Source organism: Psychrobacillus faecigallinarum, from assembly GCF_014836595.1.
GTDB classification, from domain to species: Bacteria; Bacillota; Bacilli; order Bacillales_A; family Planococcaceae; genus Psychrobacillus; species Psychrobacillus faecigallinarum.
Map to the genome: position 1 here is coordinate 911,773 of NZ_JACSQO010000001.1, position 18,201 is coordinate 929,973.

19 protein-coding genes are annotated in these 18,201 nt (G+C 36.6%); 4 read left to right on the plus strand and 15 right to left on the minus strand.

Annotated features, from left to right (window positions below):
• The first annotated feature begins 104 nt into the window (after window positions 1–104).
• The gene (locus tag H9650_RS04425) at window positions 105–500 is read left to right on the plus strand and encodes a VOC family protein (RefSeq protein ID WP_154311481.1); all 396 of its coding nucleotides are present in this window, start codon (window positions 105–107) and stop codon (window positions 498–500) included.
• Between the two features lie 782 nt (window positions 501–1,282).
• Window positions 1,283–1,699 carry an NAD(+)--rifampin ADP-ribosyltransferase gene (arr, locus tag H9650_RS04430; protein ID WP_191696660.1) on the plus strand — a complete coding sequence of 139 codons (417 nt, stop codon included), beginning with the start codon at window positions 1,283–1,285 and terminating at the stop codon, window positions 1,697–1,699.
• A gap of 142 nt (window positions 1,700–1,841) precedes the next feature.
• Here the strand turns inward: arr and H9650_RS04435 are convergent, their stop codons facing one another.
• The 10 genes from H9650_RS04435 to H9650_RS04480 all read right to left on the minus strand — a co-directional run bounded on the left by H9650_RS04435 (window position 1,842) and on the right by H9650_RS04480 (window position 10,347).
• On the minus strand, window positions 1,842–2,876 hold the full coding sequence (locus tag H9650_RS04435; RefSeq protein WP_191696661.1) for an L-threonylcarbamoyladenylate synthase: 1,035 nt from the start codon (window positions 2,874–2,876) through the stop codon (window positions 1,842–1,844).
• Between the two features lie 67 nt (window positions 2,877–2,943).
• The gene (locus H9650_RS04440) at window positions 2,944–3,474 is read right to left on the minus strand and encodes a stage II sporulation protein R (protein ID WP_186318213.1); all 531 of its coding nucleotides are present in this window, start codon (window positions 3,472–3,474) and stop codon (window positions 2,944–2,946) included.
• A gap of 45 nt (window positions 3,475–3,519) precedes the next feature.
• Window positions 3,520–4,377: a peptide chain release factor N(5)-glutamine methyltransferase gene (prmC, locus tag H9650_RS04445; RefSeq protein ID WP_318245385.1), complete on the minus strand. Its 858-nt coding sequence runs from the start codon at window positions 4,375–4,377 to the stop codon at window positions 3,520–3,522.
• Window positions 4,370–5,449, minus strand: a complete 1,080-nt coding sequence (gene prfA / locus H9650_RS04450) for a peptide chain release factor 1 (protein WP_144539690.1) — start codon at window positions 5,447–5,449, stop codon at window positions 4,370–4,372. The genes prmC and prfA overlap by 8 nt, the downstream gene beginning before the upstream one ends.
• Window positions 5,450–5,799: 350 nt before the next feature.
• Window positions 5,800–6,378, minus strand: coding sequence for a thymidine kinase (locus H9650_RS04455; RefSeq protein WP_191696663.1), 579 nt, complete (start codon window positions 6,376–6,378; stop codon window positions 5,800–5,802).
• 142 nt (window positions 6,379–6,520) lie between these two features.
• Window positions 6,521–6,736 (minus strand): 50S ribosomal protein L31, encoded by a 216-nt coding sequence (rpmE, locus tag H9650_RS04460; RefSeq protein WP_144539694.1) that lies wholly within the window; start codon window positions 6,734–6,736, stop codon window positions 6,521–6,523.
• A gap of 153 nt (window positions 6,737–6,889) precedes the next feature.
• Window positions 6,890–8,209 carry an FtsW/RodA/SpoVE family cell cycle protein gene (locus H9650_RS04465; RefSeq protein ID WP_191696664.1) on the minus strand — a complete coding sequence of 440 codons (1,320 nt, stop codon included), beginning with the start codon at window positions 8,207–8,209 and terminating at the stop codon, window positions 6,890–6,892.
• Complete coding sequence (locus H9650_RS04470; RefSeq protein WP_151111362.1) at window positions 8,199–8,615, minus strand: helix-turn-helix transcriptional regulator; 417 nt, start codon at window positions 8,613–8,615, stop codon at window positions 8,199–8,201. The genes H9650_RS04465 and H9650_RS04470 overlap by 11 nt, the downstream gene beginning before the upstream one ends.
• Complete coding sequence (locus H9650_RS04475; RefSeq protein WP_404814869.1) at window positions 8,600–9,151, minus strand: sigma-70 family RNA polymerase sigma factor; 552 nt, start codon at window positions 9,149–9,151, stop codon at window positions 8,600–8,602. The genes H9650_RS04470 and H9650_RS04475 overlap by 16 nt, the downstream gene beginning before the upstream one ends.
• 92 nt (window positions 9,152–9,243) lie before the next feature.
• On the minus strand, window positions 9,244–10,347 hold the full coding sequence (locus H9650_RS04480) for a hypothetical protein (protein ID WP_151111366.1): 1,104 nt from the start codon (window positions 10,345–10,347) through the stop codon (window positions 9,244–9,246).
• A 210-nt stretch (window positions 10,348–10,557) separates the two neighbouring features.
• Between H9650_RS04480 and H9650_RS04485 the strand changes: the two genes are divergently transcribed.
• Together H9650_RS04485 and H9650_RS04490 are read left to right on the plus strand one after the other, a co-directional pair.
• A complete protein-coding gene (locus H9650_RS04485; protein ID WP_144539704.1) occupies window positions 10,558–11,112 on the plus strand; it encodes a sigma-70 family RNA polymerase sigma factor in 555 nt (184 codons plus the stop codon).
• A complete protein-coding gene (locus H9650_RS04490) occupies window positions 11,105–12,649 on the plus strand; it encodes a hypothetical protein (protein ID WP_151111368.1) in 1,545 nt (514 codons plus the stop codon). The genes H9650_RS04485 and H9650_RS04490 overlap by 8 nt, the downstream gene beginning before the upstream one ends.
• 75 nt (window positions 12,650–12,724) lie before the next feature.
• On the opposite strand, the gene rho is transcribed toward H9650_RS04490, so the two are convergent.
• The 5 genes from rho to H9650_RS04515 form a co-directional block, all read right to left on the minus strand.
• Window positions 12,725–14,008 (minus strand): transcription termination factor Rho, encoded by a 1,284-nt coding sequence (gene rho / locus H9650_RS04495; RefSeq protein WP_144539708.1) that lies wholly within the window; start codon window positions 14,006–14,008, stop codon window positions 12,725–12,727.
• A 115-nt stretch (window positions 14,009–14,123) separates the two neighbouring features.
• Complete coding sequence (gene glpX / locus H9650_RS04500; protein WP_144539710.1) at window positions 14,124–15,086, minus strand: class II fructose-bisphosphatase; 963 nt, start codon at window positions 15,084–15,086, stop codon at window positions 14,124–14,126.
• Window positions 15,087–15,208: 122 nt separating this feature from the next.
• On the minus strand, window positions 15,209–16,486 hold the full coding sequence (locus tag H9650_RS04505) for a UDP-N-acetylglucosamine 1-carboxyvinyltransferase (RefSeq protein WP_144539712.1): 1,278 nt from the start codon (window positions 16,484–16,486) through the stop codon (window positions 15,209–15,211).
• Between the two features lie 19 nt (window positions 16,487–16,505).
• Window positions 16,506–17,153, minus strand: a complete 648-nt coding sequence (gene fsa, locus H9650_RS04510) for a fructose-6-phosphate aldolase (RefSeq protein WP_144539714.1) — start codon at window positions 17,151–17,153, stop codon at window positions 16,506–16,508.
• 128 nt (window positions 17,154–17,281) lie between these two features.
• Entirely contained in the window at window positions 17,282–18,139 is an 858-nt protein-coding gene (locus H9650_RS04515) for a class II fructose-bisphosphate aldolase (protein ID WP_144539716.1), read from the minus strand.
• Window positions 18,140–18,201 lie beyond the last annotated feature (62 nt).

Here is an 18,201-nt window from a genome sequence, read left to right on the forward strand (position 1 = left end):
CAATTATCCTGCAACGTTTGTTCAATAAAAGGCTTGAAACTTAAGAGGGATTTCTTAATTGAGTGTAGAAAAATATATGTGTAAACAAAACATAGGAGGCTACTATGACTAATTTAATTTCACATATTGCAACAATGGAAATACCTGTTACTAATTTAGAAGAATCTATAGCGTTTTATATCGATATCCTTGGTGCCGAAGTCCACTTTCAAGGAGAAAAAAATGCTATGCTTACTATGAAATCAAAAGGAGTTCCAACGATTTTTTTGGTTGAAACGGAAGAAATTAATGGATTATCATTCAGAAATACAAATACTAATATCGTTCATAGCGTAATTGACTTTTATACTCCTTCCTTAAAAGAATTATATGAGTGGCTTGAAGGAAAACAAGTTGAAGTTGGTCCTTTAAATTTACAAGGCGAATTTGGAGGTTTTGGATTTAAAGATCCTTCTGGAAATTGGTTAAGTGCCTGCAATATTCTTCACCCAGAACAGTAAAAAATCTTCTTTACTATTTGAGTTACAGGCGTAATTTTTTTGCGCCTTTCTTTCTAGTACACATAATGAGTCTAAGGCGAAATAAAAACTACCATTCTCTTCTCATTTTTGGGGTTCAATTTTTATGTCTTCTATTTGGTCTAAAATCCAAGGATGATTTCCCTCTTTCGAATAAGTTGTAAAATATTCTTTATTTTCCTCCATTAGATTCCAAGCCATCTCTTCATTTACAACGATTTTAAAAGCATCTTCTTCTGTGTCATTATTCGGGTCATAAGCTTTTATCCACTAATTGTCCGAGTGACCTTTTTCCATGATTTTCAAATAAGACGTTGTCGATGTATATGGTCCAACACAAGATGTAAGTACCATTGATACACATAAGAGTATAAAAATCAGAGTTTTTTTCATTGTCTCCTCCGCAAGACTTTTTATCTTAAGTAATGTTCTCTGTTCCATCGAATAGTTCCTTCTAAGCTGCTTCGTTAATTTAAGTGTAACATTTCACACAATGGACCACCGATATCTAATTGATGTTTTTGGACGTAAAAATAGACCATCAAGTTGATGGTCTTGTATAGCTACAGCACTGTAAGCTTAAGTATTATTTTTCACAAAAAAAATGATTGCTAATTAAAAGGTAAAAAGGTAATTGTCGTTCAATATCATTCTTTCTACTTACATTATACCATTACTTACAGGTTAAATATAGACTACTCTTTTTATAATCCCCATACTATACTAGTATTCCAAATCTAAAAATATAAGGAGTGTATAAGTATATGAATGACAAAACAGATATCCTAGATAACGGTCCTTTTTTTCATGGTACTAAAGCAGAACTAAAAATTGGAGATTTATTAGAAGCCCAACACTTATCAAATTACCAAGATAAAAAATCTAACTATATTTATTTTACTGCAACCTTAGATGCTGCTAAATGGGGTGCCGAATTAGCAAGATCTAAATCAAAAGAAAGAATTTATATTGTAGAACCATTAGGTTTTTTTGAAAATGATCCGAACTTAACTGACAAAAGATTTCCTGGAAACCCAACACGTTCTTATCGTTCTAAATCTCCTTTGAAAATAATCGCTGAATTAAGTTCATGGGAAAGACATTCCGACGAAGAAGTAAATCATATGCTTACATCATTAAAAAAGTTAAGTGAACAAGGAAAAAATGTAATATACGATTAATCCAGAATATCTATAAGGTAATAATTTAGGATACCAAAAATTAAGGAAGAAGCCTGATCCTGACTTACGCCAAGATCGTCCTCTTAAATTTTCTCTAGTATCTGTAATAAGAAATGGCACTTAAAAGTCTTTTTTGCTTTTCTTAGTCATTTCCCAAATACCATTTGCCATTTGCGGCTTTTTCTAAACGATTCATAATCGCCGCTCCAACTCCTGTTTTCGGAAATACTGGAACGAGTACTATATCCGCATCCGTATCGTCACAACTTCTAAGCGCCTGATACAACAAATGAGCAGCTTCATCTATTTGGCCGTCGTTTCCTAATGTGAAATAATAGTCAGCCTCTGGCAACTGGAACTGCTCTGTTGCAATTAGAGCCGCTTTTTTTTGTTCTCTATGTATGCTTTCAATAGCTTTACGAATAGAATTTAACGACGCATCTATTAAAAAAACAGGAGCATTTGGTGCATAGTGAGCATACTTCATCCCTGGCGCTCTTGGTGCTTCCGCTCGATCTGTCAGCTTTGCTTCATTAACAGGGCCAATGACTTGCTCAAGCATTTCCTTCGTAACCCCACCTGGGCGCAAGATAGTTGGAATTTCACTAGTACAATCTAATACTGTTGATTCTAATCCCATTCCTGTTACTCCACCATCAATTATGGAAGGAATTCTTCCGTTTAAATCGTGTAATACATGATTTGCTTTCGTCGGACTTGGTTTTCCACTTCTATTGGCACTTGGAGCGGCAACCGGATGCTTTAGTTGTCTTAATAGTTTTAAAGCTACAGGATGATTAGGCATTCTTACTCCAACTGTATTCAACCCTGCACTAACATTGTTCGCTAATATACCTGGCTTTAATGGTAATATCAGCGTCAATGGTCCTGGCCAAAATGAGTCCATGCACTTCTGTGCTATTTTCGGTATATCTGAAATAAACTCATGAATTTCTTCATTAGAGCCAATATGAACAATAAGTGGGTTATCCTGTGGTCTTCCCTTTGCTTCGAATATTTTTGCTACCGCTTTTTCATTTGTAGCAACTGCTCCTAGGCCGTATACCGTTTCAGTTGGGAAAGCGACAACTTCGCCAGACTCTAATAATTGAACAGCTTGTGCATAAGTTGCTTCTTCTGTGGATAAGTTACCCACAGCTAAAATTTTTGTATCCATGCATAATCTCTCCCTTCTTCCATTCTTATCCACAAAATGTTGATAACTTTCAGATTATTGTGGAAAACTATGTGGAAAATTTCTTTTTTAACCATTCCCATACAAAAAACTTAGGCTTTTCCTCTTTTACTTCTTCTTTATAACAAGCCTTTGGAAACAAACCACACCACCAATTGTCTCCTCTACCACTTCCAATTGAAATGACAATCGCCTCCACATTGGTTTGAGCAGCAATTCCACTCTCCCATTCCTTAGGAGGGAACATTGTTTGCCCCTTAGTAATTGTCATCTTTTCTTGGAAGCTTGTTGATAGGCTTTCCACAGTTTTCTCAAGTTCTGTATATGTTTGTTCTGGGTTCATCTCGTAATTGATAAGCATTGGAGCTATTATTTCCTGTACTTCTTTCTTTACCTGTTGATCGTAGACAGTATTACTATTTGCAACTAAGCGAAAGCGCATCGCTTCAGTTTGTTCTGTATCGTGGATAAACAAAAACAAAAATGTTTGAATGACTAATAGCATCCATACAAATAGAATTGTTGCGTCAATTTTTTGTCCTACTGAGGTTGCTCTTTTTATCTCGTAATCTGGTAACATATAACATTCCTCCCTTAGGAACATTGTTACCAATAGATTCATATCTTATTCAGCATTTGTACAAAAAACAAAACGATTTTTTCCATTGATATCCTTAACAATCTCTACCTTCCCATTAGGAAAAGCCTTTTGAAGCATATTTGCTACTGCCTCTCCTTGTTCATAGCCAATCTCAAAACCTATTAAACTTGGTATTTTCATCAAACTTGGGAGATTTACAGCCATTTTTCGATAAAGCTGTAATCCATCCTCCTCAGCAAACAAAGCTAAATGTGGCTCGAAATCGATGACTGTATCTGATAAGGATGGAGCTTCATCATGCCCAATATAAGGAGGATTAGATAACACTATGTCCCACTTTTCATCCATAATCGGCTGCAATAAATCTCCGTGCTTGAAATTAATAGTTGCCTCAAGTCGCCTAGCGTTATGACTTGCAACCTCTAGCGCCTTTTCAGAAATATCGGTTGCTGTTACTAGAGAATGAGGTATTTCTTTTTGAATAGTTACAGCTATTGCTCCGCTCCCTGTTCCTATATCTGCTATATGCAGGGGATCCCCATCTCTAAATATTACGGATGCGCGTTTTTTTACTTCTTCTATTAATTCTTCCGTTTCTGGGCGAGGAATCAAAACAGACTCATTTACTAAAAACTCTCGGTCGTAAAAAGTTTCCTGACCAATAATATATTGAAAGGGTCTTCCCGTCGTATGCTCCTCTACATAGCTCCAGAAAGTATTAAAATCTTCTGTGGATATCTCCTCATACATAGCCATTATAAGCTGCGAATAATTTTTTCCAAGGACAAATTGTAATAGATAGCGGGCTACTTCTTTTTCACGATTATTTTCCCCTAAAAAAGAAGAAGCCCGATTTAGGGCCTCATAGATTGTCTTAGACATTCGTATCATTCATTCTTTCTAGTTTTTCTGCTTGATCTTCTAAAATTAGCGCATCAATGACTTCGTTCAGCTTGCCCTCTAAAATTTGGTCCAGCTTTTGAATAGTCAAACCGATACGATGATCAGTCACTCGATTTTGTGGATAATTGTAAGTACGAATTCGCTCTGAGCGGTCTCCGGTACCTACTGCAGACTTACGAACTGCATCATACTCCGCTTGTGCCTCTTGACGGAACTTGTCCGCAACACGAGCACGAAGAATTTTCATTGCTTTTTCTCTGTTTTTAATTTGAGATTTTTCATCCTGCATTGAAACAGTAATACCTGTAGGTAAATGAGTCATACGAACGGCCGACATCGTTGTGTTAACCGATTGTCCACCGGCACCTGAAGATGCAAAAGTATCTACTCGAACATCCTTTTCGTGAATATCCACGTCTACTTCTTCAGCTTCCGGAAGTACTGCAACCGTTGCAGTTGAAGTATGAATACGTCCACCTGACTCCGTTTCCGGAACACGTTGCACACGATGTGCACCATTTTCATATTTCATCTTAGAAAAGGCATTGTTACCATTAATCATGAAGATAATCTCTTTAAATCCACCTAGACCTGTAGGCGAGGATTCCATAATATCGATCTTCCAGCCTTGCGTCTCCGCAAAACGGCTATACATTCGGAACAAGTTACCTGCAAATAGTGCAGCTTCGTCACCACCAGCTGCTCCACGAATTTCCATAATAACGTTTTTGTCATCATTCGGATCTTTTGGTATCAATAAAATACGCAAGCGTTCTTCTAGCTCAGCGATTTGGCCTTCTAGCTCACTTACCTCTTCCTTTACCATCTCACGCATGTCAGCATCAAGCTTTTCATCAAGCATTTGCTTTGCATCTTGGTATTGGCTTTTTACTTCCTTATACTCTCGATAAGCATCCACTGTTGGCTGCAAATTCGACTGCTCTCTTGAATAGTCTCTTAGCTTATTTGTGTCATTGACAACATCTGGATCACTAAGCAATTCATTTAAATTATTATAACGGTCTTCTACCGATTGTAATCGATCAAACATCGAGCTCACCTCGTTCATTTATGTGTCTAATAGTACTATTATAAAGAAAAAGTACAGTCCTTGCTACTTTTTCTGTTTTGCTTCAACTGCATACTAAGAGCTTTTAAGCTAACGAGTGAATAGATGACTGCGCTATTTATTAAAAGGCTCGCGAAGATGCAATTTCGCTCGCTTCCCACTCATTTACCAATCTTAGGTTTAAATAAACCCTCTCTGCAAGGTTCTGGACCATTTCCGCAAGGTTTGTCTCCGTCTCTGCAAGGATCTGGCTGAACTCCGCAAGGTTCGTCGCCATCTCCGCAAGGTTCCCCGGCTTTCAAATGAAATACCTACTTACTTAATCACGCACTTCAATGAGTTAGCGGAGGATTAGCATGGCATTTACGGCAAACCGGATAATAGGAGTCATTGCCTCCGATTTGAATTTGTTCACCTGTGTATACTGGGTGACCATTCTCGTCTACTCTCAGATTCATAATTGCTTTACGATGGCAGAACCAGCATATTGTTTTCATTTCTTCGATTTTATCGGCATAGATCAACATATATTTGCTTCCTTCAAACATTTCGTTTTGGAAGTCATTTTTTAAACCAAAGCCCATGACCGGAATATCAAGCTCATCTACTATTTGCGTAAGCTGAAGAACATGCTCTTTTTTTAAGAATTGCACTTCATCAATTAGCACACAATACGGTTTTGGATCAATTTCTTTTACTAATTCAAATAGGTCCGTGTCATCAAAAATAGCATTAGCTTTTCGTTTCAATCCGATTCTACTAGAGACGTGTCCGACTTCATCACGTGTGTCGATACCAGGTGTGAAAATAACGACTGGTTTATTTTGTTCTTCGTAGTTATGGGCCACCTTTAAAATTTCAATTGATTTTCCACTGTTCATTGCGCCATGCTTAAAAAATAGTTGAGCCATGATATATCTCCTTACTTATCGACTATGTATTTTTCTTCTATCTAGTTATATCATACGAGGGGAATACCTGAAACTCTTTTAGACGAATTGTCACAAACAAAAATACCTGCAAAGCACTAGGTGCTCTGCAGGTATTTTGTTATTAGTTTTGTGTTTCTTCTTTAATTCCGTATTTTTTGTTGAAGCGATCAACACGGCCATCCGCAGCTGCGAATTTTTGACGTCCAGTATAGAATGGGTGACATTCGTTACAGAACTCGACTTTGATGTCTGATTTTACAGAACCAGTTGTGAATGTGTTACCACATGAACATGATACTGTTGCTTCTTTGTAATCGGGATGAATTCCTGCTTTCATCTCTATCTCTCCTCTCGCCCTGAACCATCTGGAACAGAGTTGGTTATGAAACTGATACCTTACACGATCCGATTGATGTCAATCGCATATGTAGCAGAAATGTATAAACTTACGTTACATATAATAACACGTCATCTTGTTCTATACAAGTCATTAGTTTGCATTTAATTTTGAAAACGATACATCCTGTATAAAGTTTTTGCGTCTGTAGACACTGAGAACCAACCCTAACAAGAAGGAATTGAGAACGGTCGGCATAAATCCGTAGCTTAGAAACGGCAGTGACAAAGATACAATAGGAACTACTCCGAGCGTCATCGCAACAGTATATATGAATTGTGTAGAGAAAATTGTAATACATCCTATAATCAGTAGTCTACCAAAGGAATGCTTTGTCATAGAAGAGATTCGTATAAAGCGTACAACGAATAAGCTTAATAGTAAAACTAACCCGAGGGCTAAGGCTAATCCATAAGATTGTATTAAATGTCCAAATACCAAATCTGTATGAGCTGCCGGAATGGTATGGGAAGTTCCAGAGCCAAACCATTTTGCCCCTTGTAGAAGATCAGAGAGCAGTACATACATATAACCCGCATTTTCAGCATAAGCAATTGGATTTAAATAACCTAATAAACGTGCAATCTGATAATTCTCTATAATGCCACTTTGATAGCTGAGCCACATAAATATTATGTAGCTAATGATTAAAGTCGCCACAGCTACGACTACTATAACTTTTTGCTTTCTAGAAAATTTACTATACATAAATAACACGCCAACAAGTACACTGTAAATAAATAATGCCGACAAATTTGCTATAAAGCTAAATAAAAGGAATGATAGCGACACTAACACAATCCCTTGCCATAGTGCAAAGGTTTCTTTAGTAAACAATGCTGACCAGGCAATGAAGTATAGCGGAATAGCCATCCAAACCTGCAATTTTAATGAACCTATCTCAAACATTACTTCACCGTTTATTTGAGTGTTGTGAAAAACATACAAGAATATAATAAATAAAGAAGCTATACCGTAAAAAATATAACCCCATTGCGCAAACTTTCGATAATCAAAATACATCAATACAATAGCTACGACAAATCCAAGAATTATATGAAGTATATGATTAGACAAAAATAAAGGAATCATATGACCAAATCTGTAATCATACTGTGGTTGATTTAAAGCTAAAATCGGCAAAAAGCTAAGAAATAATATTCCGATGAATAAAGACAGGAGTAGCCAATCTATTTTAGGCTTGTGGACCTTGTTCAATGATTTACCAAGCTCGATAGGACTGCCCATTTCTGATGCTGCTTTATCTTCTGCGTCTGTTTCCGTATATCCTTTTGTCATCCAAGCCATTTTCGAGTGTTTCATATGTTTAGCTAGCTCTGCTTCCACATAGACCTTTGCCTCTTTGGAGCGAATATGGGCTACAACCGACTGTAAATATTGCTTAATGTTCATCGGTGGTCACCTCTAGAAATAACTGCTTAAGAGAGAAACGATTAGATGGTGAAGGACACTCTTTTTGCAATAGTTTCTTACCTTTTTTCGATAATCTATAATATTTTTCACCGTCTTCTGCCCAAAAGGAATCTATTATTCCGTTTTGTTCTGCCTGATGAAGATGGGTATATATGCTGCCCTCATTAGAAAGGATAGATTTTTCTCCCGTTATATGTAGAATCTCTGCTAGCTCTCTACCAGTCTTTGACTCTATTAAAAAAGGTAATATTACTTCTGTTAAAGCAACTGGAGAGATTTGTCTGATTTGATCGTTCACTTTTTGCTGAAGTTCCTCCGAAAATTGTAGGCGCTCAAACGTAGTATTTTTCATGGCTTTTTTTAATCCTTTTAATCTCTCTTCCATTCAGACCCCTCCAATATACCCTTTAATAATAATTTACCTTTGCGTAGCCTTGTTTTAATTGTATTTTCGTTACATTGTAAGACGGCTGCAATTTCCTTAATAGATAATTCTTCAAAATAAAATAAAAAGATCACTTCACGATATTTTATAGGTAAGTTCATAACAGCCTCTGTAAGTTCTGTATCCTCGTCCTGTTGTACAATGACTTGTTCAACACTTGAAGATATAGTTGCTCTACTTAAAATAGCATCTTCTGTTACCTTTACGTTCTGGTTGTACCAGCTTTTTAAATAGTCCTTGGCATGATTGATGGCAATACGCCACAGCCATGTTTTAATGGATGACCGCCCAGTATAGGTTGGTAGCCCCTTGAAGCACTTCACAAAAATTTCTTGCGTTAAATCCTCTGCCAGAGCTTCATTATGTACATAAGCATATACTAGCTGCAATATATCTTGACCATATGTGTTCATCAATTCATCGATAAGCTGCTCATAATTCGTTGATTTAGCATCTGCTACAAATAATTCTTCCACCGTCTTCCCCCCTTTTCGCACATTAGACGAGTGTGCAGGTGAAAAAGTTTGCATTATTTATTCTTATTCTTCATTCGTTAGCGATAACATAACTATTCCATCTTGTAATTTAAATAAGGAAAAGCATTATCAGATGCTGCATTTTCTAATTCCTTTAAGCATAGTGCTAATCTATTCTTAATCATCTCTTCATCGCCCATTTGTTGCCTCACCTTAGAATTTAAGACATCTTCATTTAATACCTCATAGTGCTCATAAGCCTCTAATAATATCCACAAGATGTATTCATCCAATAAATTCTTATAAAAATAATCATTGCCCTCTATATAGCCTTCAATAAAACCTTCTGCAATACGTGTCAATATATTTGAATACTGATTATAAGAGTGTTTTTTATATCTATCCGTATTTGAATAGGCTGGAAGAAGGAAGTTATAACAAAAAACGAAAAAACCAGCATATTTCATATCAAAATCTAATCTTGGATATGGATCAATAATAGAAAGGTTATCTATATTAAATATAAGATTCTCTGGTGTTACATCTTGGTTGACCAGAGATATCTTTTGTGGGCATTTCCTTCTATCTTCTATTAATTTTAGTATCATATTTCCAACTTTATCGCGATTATATGATAAATTGGTATCTTTCAACTTGTTTAATATTCTTATATAAAAGTCATTATCCATTTGCCAAATTTGACTTACTTCTTGTTGTAACTCTCCTTCAAGACGCTCACCATTCCATTCAAGATTGCCGTACCCATTTAAATCAGGATTTTTTCCGTGCATTATTTTAAGAAAGTTTCCGATTTTCTCTCCTACTTCAAATGCTTCAGAAAGTTCAAGGCTCTTAAAAGTTTTTTCACCACCCATATAACTTTCAATGTTAAAAACTAAGGAGTCATCCATGTAATATTCATAGAAAGAAGGACTTATTGAATCCATACACTGATTTGCTTGTAAGTAATAAGCCTTTGCAGATTCATATTCAGTAATCAAGTCAATATCCTTAAAAGCTTGAATTTCCCCATAAGCTATCTTTTTCCTAACCCTTAGTACAAGGTCATCCTCGTTTTTCCTCTCTACCCTGTAGACCTTATGCCAAGCTCCCTCACCTAGTTCTGTAATACCTTCCATCTTTATATTTTCATTTTTAAATTTACCAATGATATTATCAATTTCAACCTTTTTCATTATTAGTTTCCTTTCTGGCAACAGTTTTTAGACTTGCCTCCGCCTCTGTTATTAAGTTCAATAAAACACTAGATAATCCTTCATTACTTTAGTTGAATAAAAATAATCATTTAATATTAAATAATAACCAGCTAAAAAACAAAACTCTGTGGTAAATTTCTTACAACCAAATAGAACTTGCTTCGTCTAACAATTGAAAGGGTGTAGAGGATGGTTCAAAAAGAAGATATAAAAGTGGAAGACAGAAGGGACATAAGTAGTGAGGAAAAACTTGAATGGTTAATGAATGAATTTGGTGAAAATGTAGCTCGTTTAGCATTCACTTATATGAAGCAGAAGCAACTCGCTGAAGATATTGCACAAGAAGTATTTATAAAATGTTACGAAAACCTAGACAACTTTCGTTATGAGTCTTCTTATAAGACATGGTTATACAGAATCACGGTGAACTTGTGTAAGGATAAGTTAAGAAGTTGGTCTTTTAGAAATATCGTCCTGACAGAATTTTTTTCAAAAACAAAGAGTACAAATAAATCGCCTGAAATGGAAATCATCAGTTTAGAAGATAAACAATTGATTTCTGAAAAAATTCTTTGCTTACCAGTGAAGTATCGAGAAATTGTTATTTTATATTATTACGAAGAGATGTCTTATAACCAAATCTCTGACTTATTAAATCTCAGCTTACAAACAATTAAGTCCAGACTACATAGGGCTCGCCTTTTGTTAAAAAATTCACTAGAAGGGAGCAAAATAAATGGATAAGATATTTAAAAATATTACAGATAATATGAACCAAACTGTTTTAAAGGACATTGATTTTAATGAAAAAAATAAAGAAAAAGTAAGACAAGCAATAGAAAATAGAAAAAAGAAACGGTTTAATCTAAAGCCAACTATTCACTTTCTATTACCTCTAGGTGCAACCTGTCTGTTTTTTTTAGGAATAAGTTATTTTATTTTGAGTGAATTAGGGATTTTATCTACAGAAAACCAAACTGTTTTTTTAAATAACACCAGTGAGAATGTTTTAAATGTCCCAGAAAACGAAATGTCTTTTATTAAACCACCTGCCAAGGAAGAATCTTTTGAAGATATGACAAAAGAGGATGTTTTTTTAAAGATGTTAAATTCAGTAGATAATTTTGATACAGCAACCGGTAAATTTGTAAATTATGACATTTATGCTGATGATTCAGATAGTAAGGATATCACTGAGTTTAAAGTAAGTATAAAAAATGAAATCGGCGGCTACGAAAAAAGTACAAATTTATTTGACGAAAAATTGATTCAAGAAATCAATTATAATAACGAAAAAATTTGGATAAAATATCATGATACCAAGACTTATTTTGTCAATGACTATCAACAGGCACCAACTCAAGATGCGTTAACTCTTGAGGAAGCGCTTAGTATTAGCTTAAAAGATATATATAAATCAGATAACGATTTTAGGGAACGGCCACCAATCGGAGGATCAGGCATATCCTTATTCCCCTATGAAGAAGCCTCTATTTATTTAAGAAATATGAGTTTATGGGAAATTGAAAAACAAAATGAAGCATTGTTAGATCATAACACTATTGTTCTTAAAGGAAAAATCGATGACCAAGTGAAAAATCGATTTAACATGATAGGAACTATTGACACATTCCGTTTTTGGGTAGATAAAGATACTGGAATCTTAATTAAATACGAAACGTATGATATAAATGGTGAACTAGCTAGTTATCTTCATCCTGAATATTTAGACGTGAATAGTGAGATTAATCTACAAGAATTTGTACCAAAACTAGATGGCTTTAAACCTTTCGTCAAAAAGGAATTTTTACACCCTGATCCAAAAGAAGAAGAAATAGAAATGGTAGCCCAAGCTGATACTATTAAAGAAGATAGGGACGAAGTTCTGAAATTACTTCGTAAGGATTTACCTTTTTTATATGAATTCAATCATCCTGATCTTGAAATCTTCTCAGCAATGTATGAGAAATATCAAAACTTTAACCATGGTTATCTTACGTATACGTATAAGAATGACCTAGGTGTATTTTACCTACGAACATATCATAAAAATTCTCTTATTCGTACTACCAGTGATTTTGAAAAAGATAAGGGAGAAATGAAAGAAACTTTTACTGTAAACGGAATAGAATGGAGATCATATGAGCTAAGTAATCTTACAGGTACTCATTTCATTGGAAGCAAAGATGAATATATTTATGAGGTAGTGAGCCAAGTGAGCGGATCAGTTACTTATCAAGAGACAAAAGATTTGTTGGAATCTTTGAAGCCAATCAAATAAAAACATTTAAAAGAGGGTCCTGACTAATGTCAGAACCCTCTTTTATTCTTACAGATATTTTACTGTATTTTAACTTTAAAGTGTTACTTTCCCGCTACGATGTGCTTTCATTTCTTCGGTTAATTGCTCGAAGAAGCCTTCGTTCGTTTTAGATTGACGAAGCTTTTTTAAGAAACGCTCTGCAAAATCGGAAGAATCTGAAAATGTTTTACGAATAGCCCATAGTTTATCCAACTGGTCTTTAGGTATAAGTAATTCTTCTTTTCTCGTTCCGGAGCGACGGATGTCAATCGCAGGGAAGATTCGGCGCTCGGCAAGACTACGGTCTAAGTGAAGCTCTAGATTACCTGTACCTTTAAATTCCTCATAAATAACTTCATCCATACGCGATCCAGTGTCTACTAAAGCAGTGGCTAGAATTGTTAAGCTTCCACCCTCTTCAATATTACGGGCAGCACCGAAAAAGCGTTTTGGACGGTGGAATGCCGCTGGGTCAATACCACCTGATAAAGTACGTCCGCTTGGCGGAATGACAAGGTTATAGGCACGCGCTAAACGAGTAATAGAATCCATTAGAATGATAACATCGCGTTTGTGTTCTACGAGACGCATAGCTCTTTCTAATACAAGCTCAGCAACCTTGACATGGTTTTCCGGTACTTCATCAAAGGTTGAGCTTACTACATCAGCTTTAACAGAACGCTCAATGTCCGTTACTTCCTCTGGACGCTCGTCTATCAACAGTACAATTAGCTCAGCATTTGGATGGTTCGTAGTAATTGCATTAGCAATCTCTTTAATCAACAATGTTTTCCCGGCTTTTGGTGGTGCCACGATCAGTCCACGTTGACCATATCCAACTGGTGCTACTAAATCCATAATTCTGGTAGATAGTTTCTCTGGTGTCGTTTCCAATTTGATATGACGATCGGGATACAAAGGTGTAAGCCCCGGAAAATGTACTCGCTCTTTTGCGATTTCTGGGTCTTCTCCATTTACAAGCTCTACATGAAGAAGTCCATAATATCGTTCACTTTCTTTTGGAGGACGTACTTTTCCAGTTACTTTGTCGCCATTACGCAAATCAAATCTTCTGATTTGTGAAGCTGAAATATAAATATCTTCAGAGCTAGGAGAATAGTTAATAGGTCGTAGGAAACCAAAGCCCTCCTGCTGAATAATTTCTAAGACACCTTCCATGAAGAAAAAGCCTTCTTGCTCTGCGCGAGACTTTAAGATTGCAAAAATAAGTTCTTTTTTTGATAATTTGCTATAAGCAGCTATTTTGTACTTGCGCGCGAGAGTATAGAGCTCTTTTAGCGTCATATTCTCTAATTCATTAATTGTTGTTTGTGTCATTAGCACGCACCACTCTTTACTATATTTTATTGTTTACTTTACTGGATTAAAAGGAAAGAAGTTTATTTAGAGGATACCCGATAGCGGACTATCGGGTATACAAAGAAGTTTAGTTTTATAGTACTAAATTCGGTTTTTTGTTTAAACTGTGACGGCCTTCTACGAAACGAATAGTTCCGGATTTCGCACGCATTACAATGGAATGGGTTGAACCAAAGGCACCCTTAAATTGTACTCCTCGAAGAAGCTCTCCATCAGTAACTCCAGTTGCAGCGAAGATTGCATCATCGCCTTTAACAAGGTCATTCATACGTAAAACCTTATTGACATCTAGCCCCATTTTCTTACATCTTTCAAGCTCTGCTTCATCTTGTGGGACAAGCTTACCTTGAATTTCTCCGCCTAAGCATTTTAATCCAACAGCTGAGATAACTCCTTCTGGAGCTCCACCCATGCCGAATAAGATATCTACGCCTGTATCGTCAAAAGCAGTGTTAATAGCTCCAGCGACATCTCCATCAGTGATTAACTTGATACGAGCCCCTGCAGCTCTAATTTCATCAATTATTTTTTGATGACGGTTGCGGCCTAAGATTGTAGCTACAACATCTTCAATATCTTTGTTTTTTGCACGTGCTACAGCACGTAAATTATCAAGTACAGATGCGTTTATGTCTACTTGGCCAACCGATTCAGGTCCTACTGCCAATTTTTCCATATACATATCTGGTGCATGAAGTAAATTTCCGCGATCTGCAATTGCTAGAACTGCTAAAGCATTCCAGCCTCCAGAAGCTACGATATTAGTACCCTCTAAAGGATCTACTGCTACATCGACTTGAGGACCTCCTGTGCCATGTCCAAGCTTTTCTCCAATGTATAACATTGGTGCTTCGTCCATCTCACCTTCCCCAATTACTACGACACCCTCCATTGGAATTGTGTCAAATACTGTTCGCATTGCAGTAGTTGCTGCATCATCTGCTTCATTCTTTAATCCGCGTCCCATCCATCGGGCAGATGCAATTGCGGCTGCTTCTGTTACTCGGACTAATTCCATTGATAAACTACGTTCCATTTAGTTTGTGCCTCCCGTTTTACGGTTTGTGTATAAATATACAACTTTGTTTCTTCCGATATCATTGTAGCATATTTGTCAAATAAGAAAAGAGGAGGTAAGGGTACCTCCATCCTTCAAATTTATCCTTTATTTACTTCAATTTCTTGAACTTCCACTCGTCTTATATCTGCTCCAAGACCTTGCAATTTCTCAATAAGTGAACTATATCCTCTATCAATATGATAGATATCTTGGATTTCAGTTTCACCTTCAGCTATCAGCCCTGCTAATACGAGAGCAGCACCTGCTCGAAGGTCACTAGCTCGGACAGTTGCGGCTTCAAGCTTAACAGGACCTGTTAAGACTGCAGTTCTACCATCCACTCGACCATTTGCATTCATTCGACGAAGCTCATCGATTTGTTTAAAACGTGCTGAGTATATGGAATCTGTAATAACAGAAGTACCCGCAGCCTGAGTTAACAATACTGAGAATGGTTGTTGCAAGTCTGTAGGAAAGCCTGGATACACGAGCGTCTTAACATCTACCGATTGTAAGTTTTCTGCTTTTGGTATAAAAATTTTCTCTTCCTGCTCTTCTACCGTAATACCTATTTCTCGCAGTTTGGCAGTTAATGCCTCAACATGGAAAGGAATAACATTATCAATGGTTACACCATCTCCTGCAATGGCCGCCATAATCATGAATGTCCCTGCCTCAATTCGATCAGGGATGATGGTGTGTTTTGTACCATGTAGTTCTTCTACCCCGTCAATGCGGATGACGTTCGTCCCTGCTCCCTTTATGTTAGCACCCATATTTGATAATAAAGTAGCAACATCAATAATCTCAGGCTCTTTTGCGGCATTTTCAATAATAGTTCTGCCTTTTGCAAGAACTGCAGCAAGCATAATATTAATAGTAGCACCAACGCTGACAACATCTAGATATATCTTAGAGCCTACTAGCTCGTCTGCTCTTAAATAGATTGCGCCATGCTCGTTGCTAACTTCTGCACCTAATGCCTCAAAGCCTTTAATATGCTGATCTATAGGTCTTGGGCCTAAATGACACCCTCCAGGAAGGCCAATTGCCGCTTTCTTAAATTTACCTAACATCACACCCATTAAGTAATAGGAAGCGCGTAATTTCTTTATATTTCCGTTAGGCATTGGCATATCTACCACATTAGTAGGGTCTATTACCATTGTCCCATTAGAGAAGGTCACTTTGGCTCCAACCTCTTCTAGAATTTCCTTTAATGTGAAAACATCTAATATTTCAGGTAAGCCTTCTATCGTAACAGGAGAATTCGCCATTAACGAAGCTGGTATAAGGGCTACTGCACTGTTTTTTGCACCACTTACTTTAATCGTGCCTCGGAGGCTCTTTCCTCCTTTTATTTTATAAACTTCCATAATGTTCTCCTTCGTGTTGTTACTCGCTTTTACGGTTATTCCAATCTGCTAAGAAACCTTCTATCCCCTTGTCAGTTAAAGGGTGATTGAAAAGCTGTTTTAAAACTTTAAATGGAGTAGTGGAAATATGTGCACCATTTAATGCTGCATCAGTAATATGTTGTGGATGTCTAATCGATGCAGCAATAATTTCTGTATCGATGTTATGAATGGAGAAAATAGTTGAGATTTTTGCTATTAATTCCATACCGTCATGGCCAATGTCGTCTAAACGACCCAAGAATGGGGATACATATGTTGCGCCTGCGCGTGCCGCCATTAAAGCTTGGTTTGCACTAAAGATAAGCGTTACATTCGTTTTGATGCCTTCTGAACGAAATACAGAGCAGGCCTTTAATCCTTCTGGTGTCATTGGAAGCTTTACCGTAATGTTTGGTGCAATGGCAGCTAATTCTCTACCTTCCTTAATCATACCTTCTGCATCTAGTGCAATAACCTCTGCACTTACAGAGCCATCTACTAAAGCTGTGATTTCACGTAAACGATCATGAAAAGAAATGTTTTCTTTTGCAACTAATGATGGGTTTGTTGTAACTCCAGAAATAACTCCCCATGAATGTGCTTCTTTAATTTCGTCAAAGTTTGCTGTATCGATAAAAAATTTCATATTAATAATATCCTCCTCATGATGGAAAAACAGGAGAAGGCTCTCTTTTTTAACTCTGTTTCTCAGATTCAAAGCCTAAGATAGAGCCTATAAGTCGAGCACTTCTCCTTTATATCTATTTATATTTCTTATGCTTTGTTAGAGCTTCCGAACTCACGCATTTTTCCAATTACGGTTGCTTTAATCGCATCACGCGCTGGAATTAAATATTTTCGTGGATCGTATTGGTGTTCATTTGCAGCCAAATACTCACGAATTGCTTTTGTAGCTGAAATTTGGTTTTCAGTATTAACATTAATTTTAGCAGTACCTAAAGAAATAGCACGAGTAATATCTTTTGTTGGGATCCCTGTACCACCATGTAGCACTAATGGTAAATCAGCTAACTTAGATATTTCCTCCATTTCTTTAAACCCTAAATTCGGTTCTCCTTTATATGGACCGTGTACAGAACCAAGAGCAGGAGCCAGACAGTCAATAGCAGTACGTTTAACTAGATCCGCACATTCAGTAGGGTCAGCATAAATAACTCCGTCAGCAATTACATCGTCTTCTTGCCCACCAACAGTCCCTAGCTCTGCTTCAACTGACACATTGTGAGCATGAGCGTATTCAACTACTTTTGAAGTAATCTCAACGTTTTCCTCGAAAGGATGGTGTGATGCGTCAATCATGACAGAAGTGAATCCAGCATCGATTGCAGCTTTACATTTTTCAAAGCTTGAACCATGGTCTAAGTGGATTGCAACTGGAACCGTAATATTATAGTCCACCATTAATCCTTTAACCATATGTACAACTGTAGTAAATCCACCCATGTACTTAGCTGCACCTTCGGAAACACCTAAAATAACAGGTGATTTTTCTTCTTCAGCTGCTTGTAAAATAGCTTGTGTGAATTCCAAGTTATTAATGTTGAATTGTCCAACTGCATAGCCTTCTTTTTTACCTTTTTCAAGCATCTCTTTCATTGAAACTAAAGCCATTGAAAAGGACCTCCTATATTTTAATTGTGCATCGTAAATATTATCAAAATGCTAAGTAGGAC

Excerpts from the sequence above, each read along its gene's own strand:
- H9650_RS04425 (WP_154311481.1), top strand. The coding sequence starts at position 105 with ATGACTAATTTAATTTCACATATTGCAACAATGGAAATACCTGTTACT.
- arr (WP_191696660.1), top strand. The coding sequence starts at position 1,283 with ATGAATGACAAAACAGATATCCTAGATAACGGTCCTTTTTTTCATGGT.
- H9650_RS04435 (WP_191696661.1), bottom strand. The coding sequence starts at position 2,876 with ATGGATACAAAAATTTTAGCTGTGGGTAACTTATCCACAGAAGAAGCA.
- H9650_RS04440 (WP_186318213.1), bottom strand. The coding sequence starts at position 3,474 with ATGTTACCAGATTACGAGATAAAAAGAGCAACCTCAGTAGGACAAAAA.
- prmC (WP_318245385.1), bottom strand. The coding sequence starts at position 4,377 with ATGTCTAAGACAATCTATGAGGCCCTAAATCGGGCTTCTTCTTTTTTA.
- prfA (WP_144539690.1), bottom strand. The coding sequence starts at position 5,449 with ATGTTTGATCGATTACAATCGGTAGAAGACCGTTATAATAATTTAAAT.
- H9650_RS04455 (WP_191696663.1), bottom strand. The coding sequence starts at position 6,378 with ATGGCTCAACTATTTTTTAAGCATGGCGCAATGAACAGTGGAAAATCA.
- rpmE (WP_144539694.1), bottom strand. The coding sequence starts at position 6,736 with ATGAAAGCAGGAATTCATCCCGATTACAAAGAAGCAACAGTATCATGT.
- H9650_RS04465 (WP_191696664.1), bottom strand. The coding sequence starts at position 8,209 with ATGAACATTAAGCAATATTTACAGTCGGTTGTAGCCCATATTCGCTCC.
- H9650_RS04470 (WP_151111362.1), bottom strand. The coding sequence starts at position 8,615 with ATGGAAGAGAGATTAAAAGGATTAAAAAAAGCCATGAAAAATACTACG.
- H9650_RS04480 (WP_151111366.1), bottom strand. The coding sequence starts at position 10,347 with ATGAAAAAGGTTGAAATTGATAATATCATTGGTAAATTTAAAAATGAA.
- H9650_RS04485 (WP_144539704.1), top strand. The coding sequence starts at position 10,558 with ATGGTTCAAAAAGAAGATATAAAAGTGGAAGACAGAAGGGACATAAGT.
- H9650_RS04490 (WP_151111368.1), top strand. The coding sequence starts at position 11,105 with ATGGATAAGATATTTAAAAATATTACAGATAATATGAACCAAACTGTT.
- rho (WP_144539708.1), bottom strand. The coding sequence starts at position 14,008 with ATGACACAAACAACAATTAATGAATTAGAGAATATGACGCTAAAAGAG.
- glpX (WP_144539710.1), bottom strand. The coding sequence starts at position 15,086 with ATGGAACGTAGTTTATCAATGGAATTAGTCCGAGTAACAGAAGCAGCC.
- H9650_RS04505 (WP_144539712.1), bottom strand. The coding sequence starts at position 16,486 with ATGGAAGTTTATAAAATAAAAGGAGGAAAGAGCCTCCGAGGCACGATT.
- fsa (WP_144539714.1), bottom strand. The coding sequence starts at position 17,153 with ATGAAATTTTTTATCGATACAGCAAACTTTGACGAAATTAAAGAAGCA.
- H9650_RS04515 (WP_144539716.1), bottom strand. The coding sequence starts at position 18,139 with ATGGCTTTAGTTTCAATGAAAGAGATGCTTGAAAAAGGTAAAAAAGAA.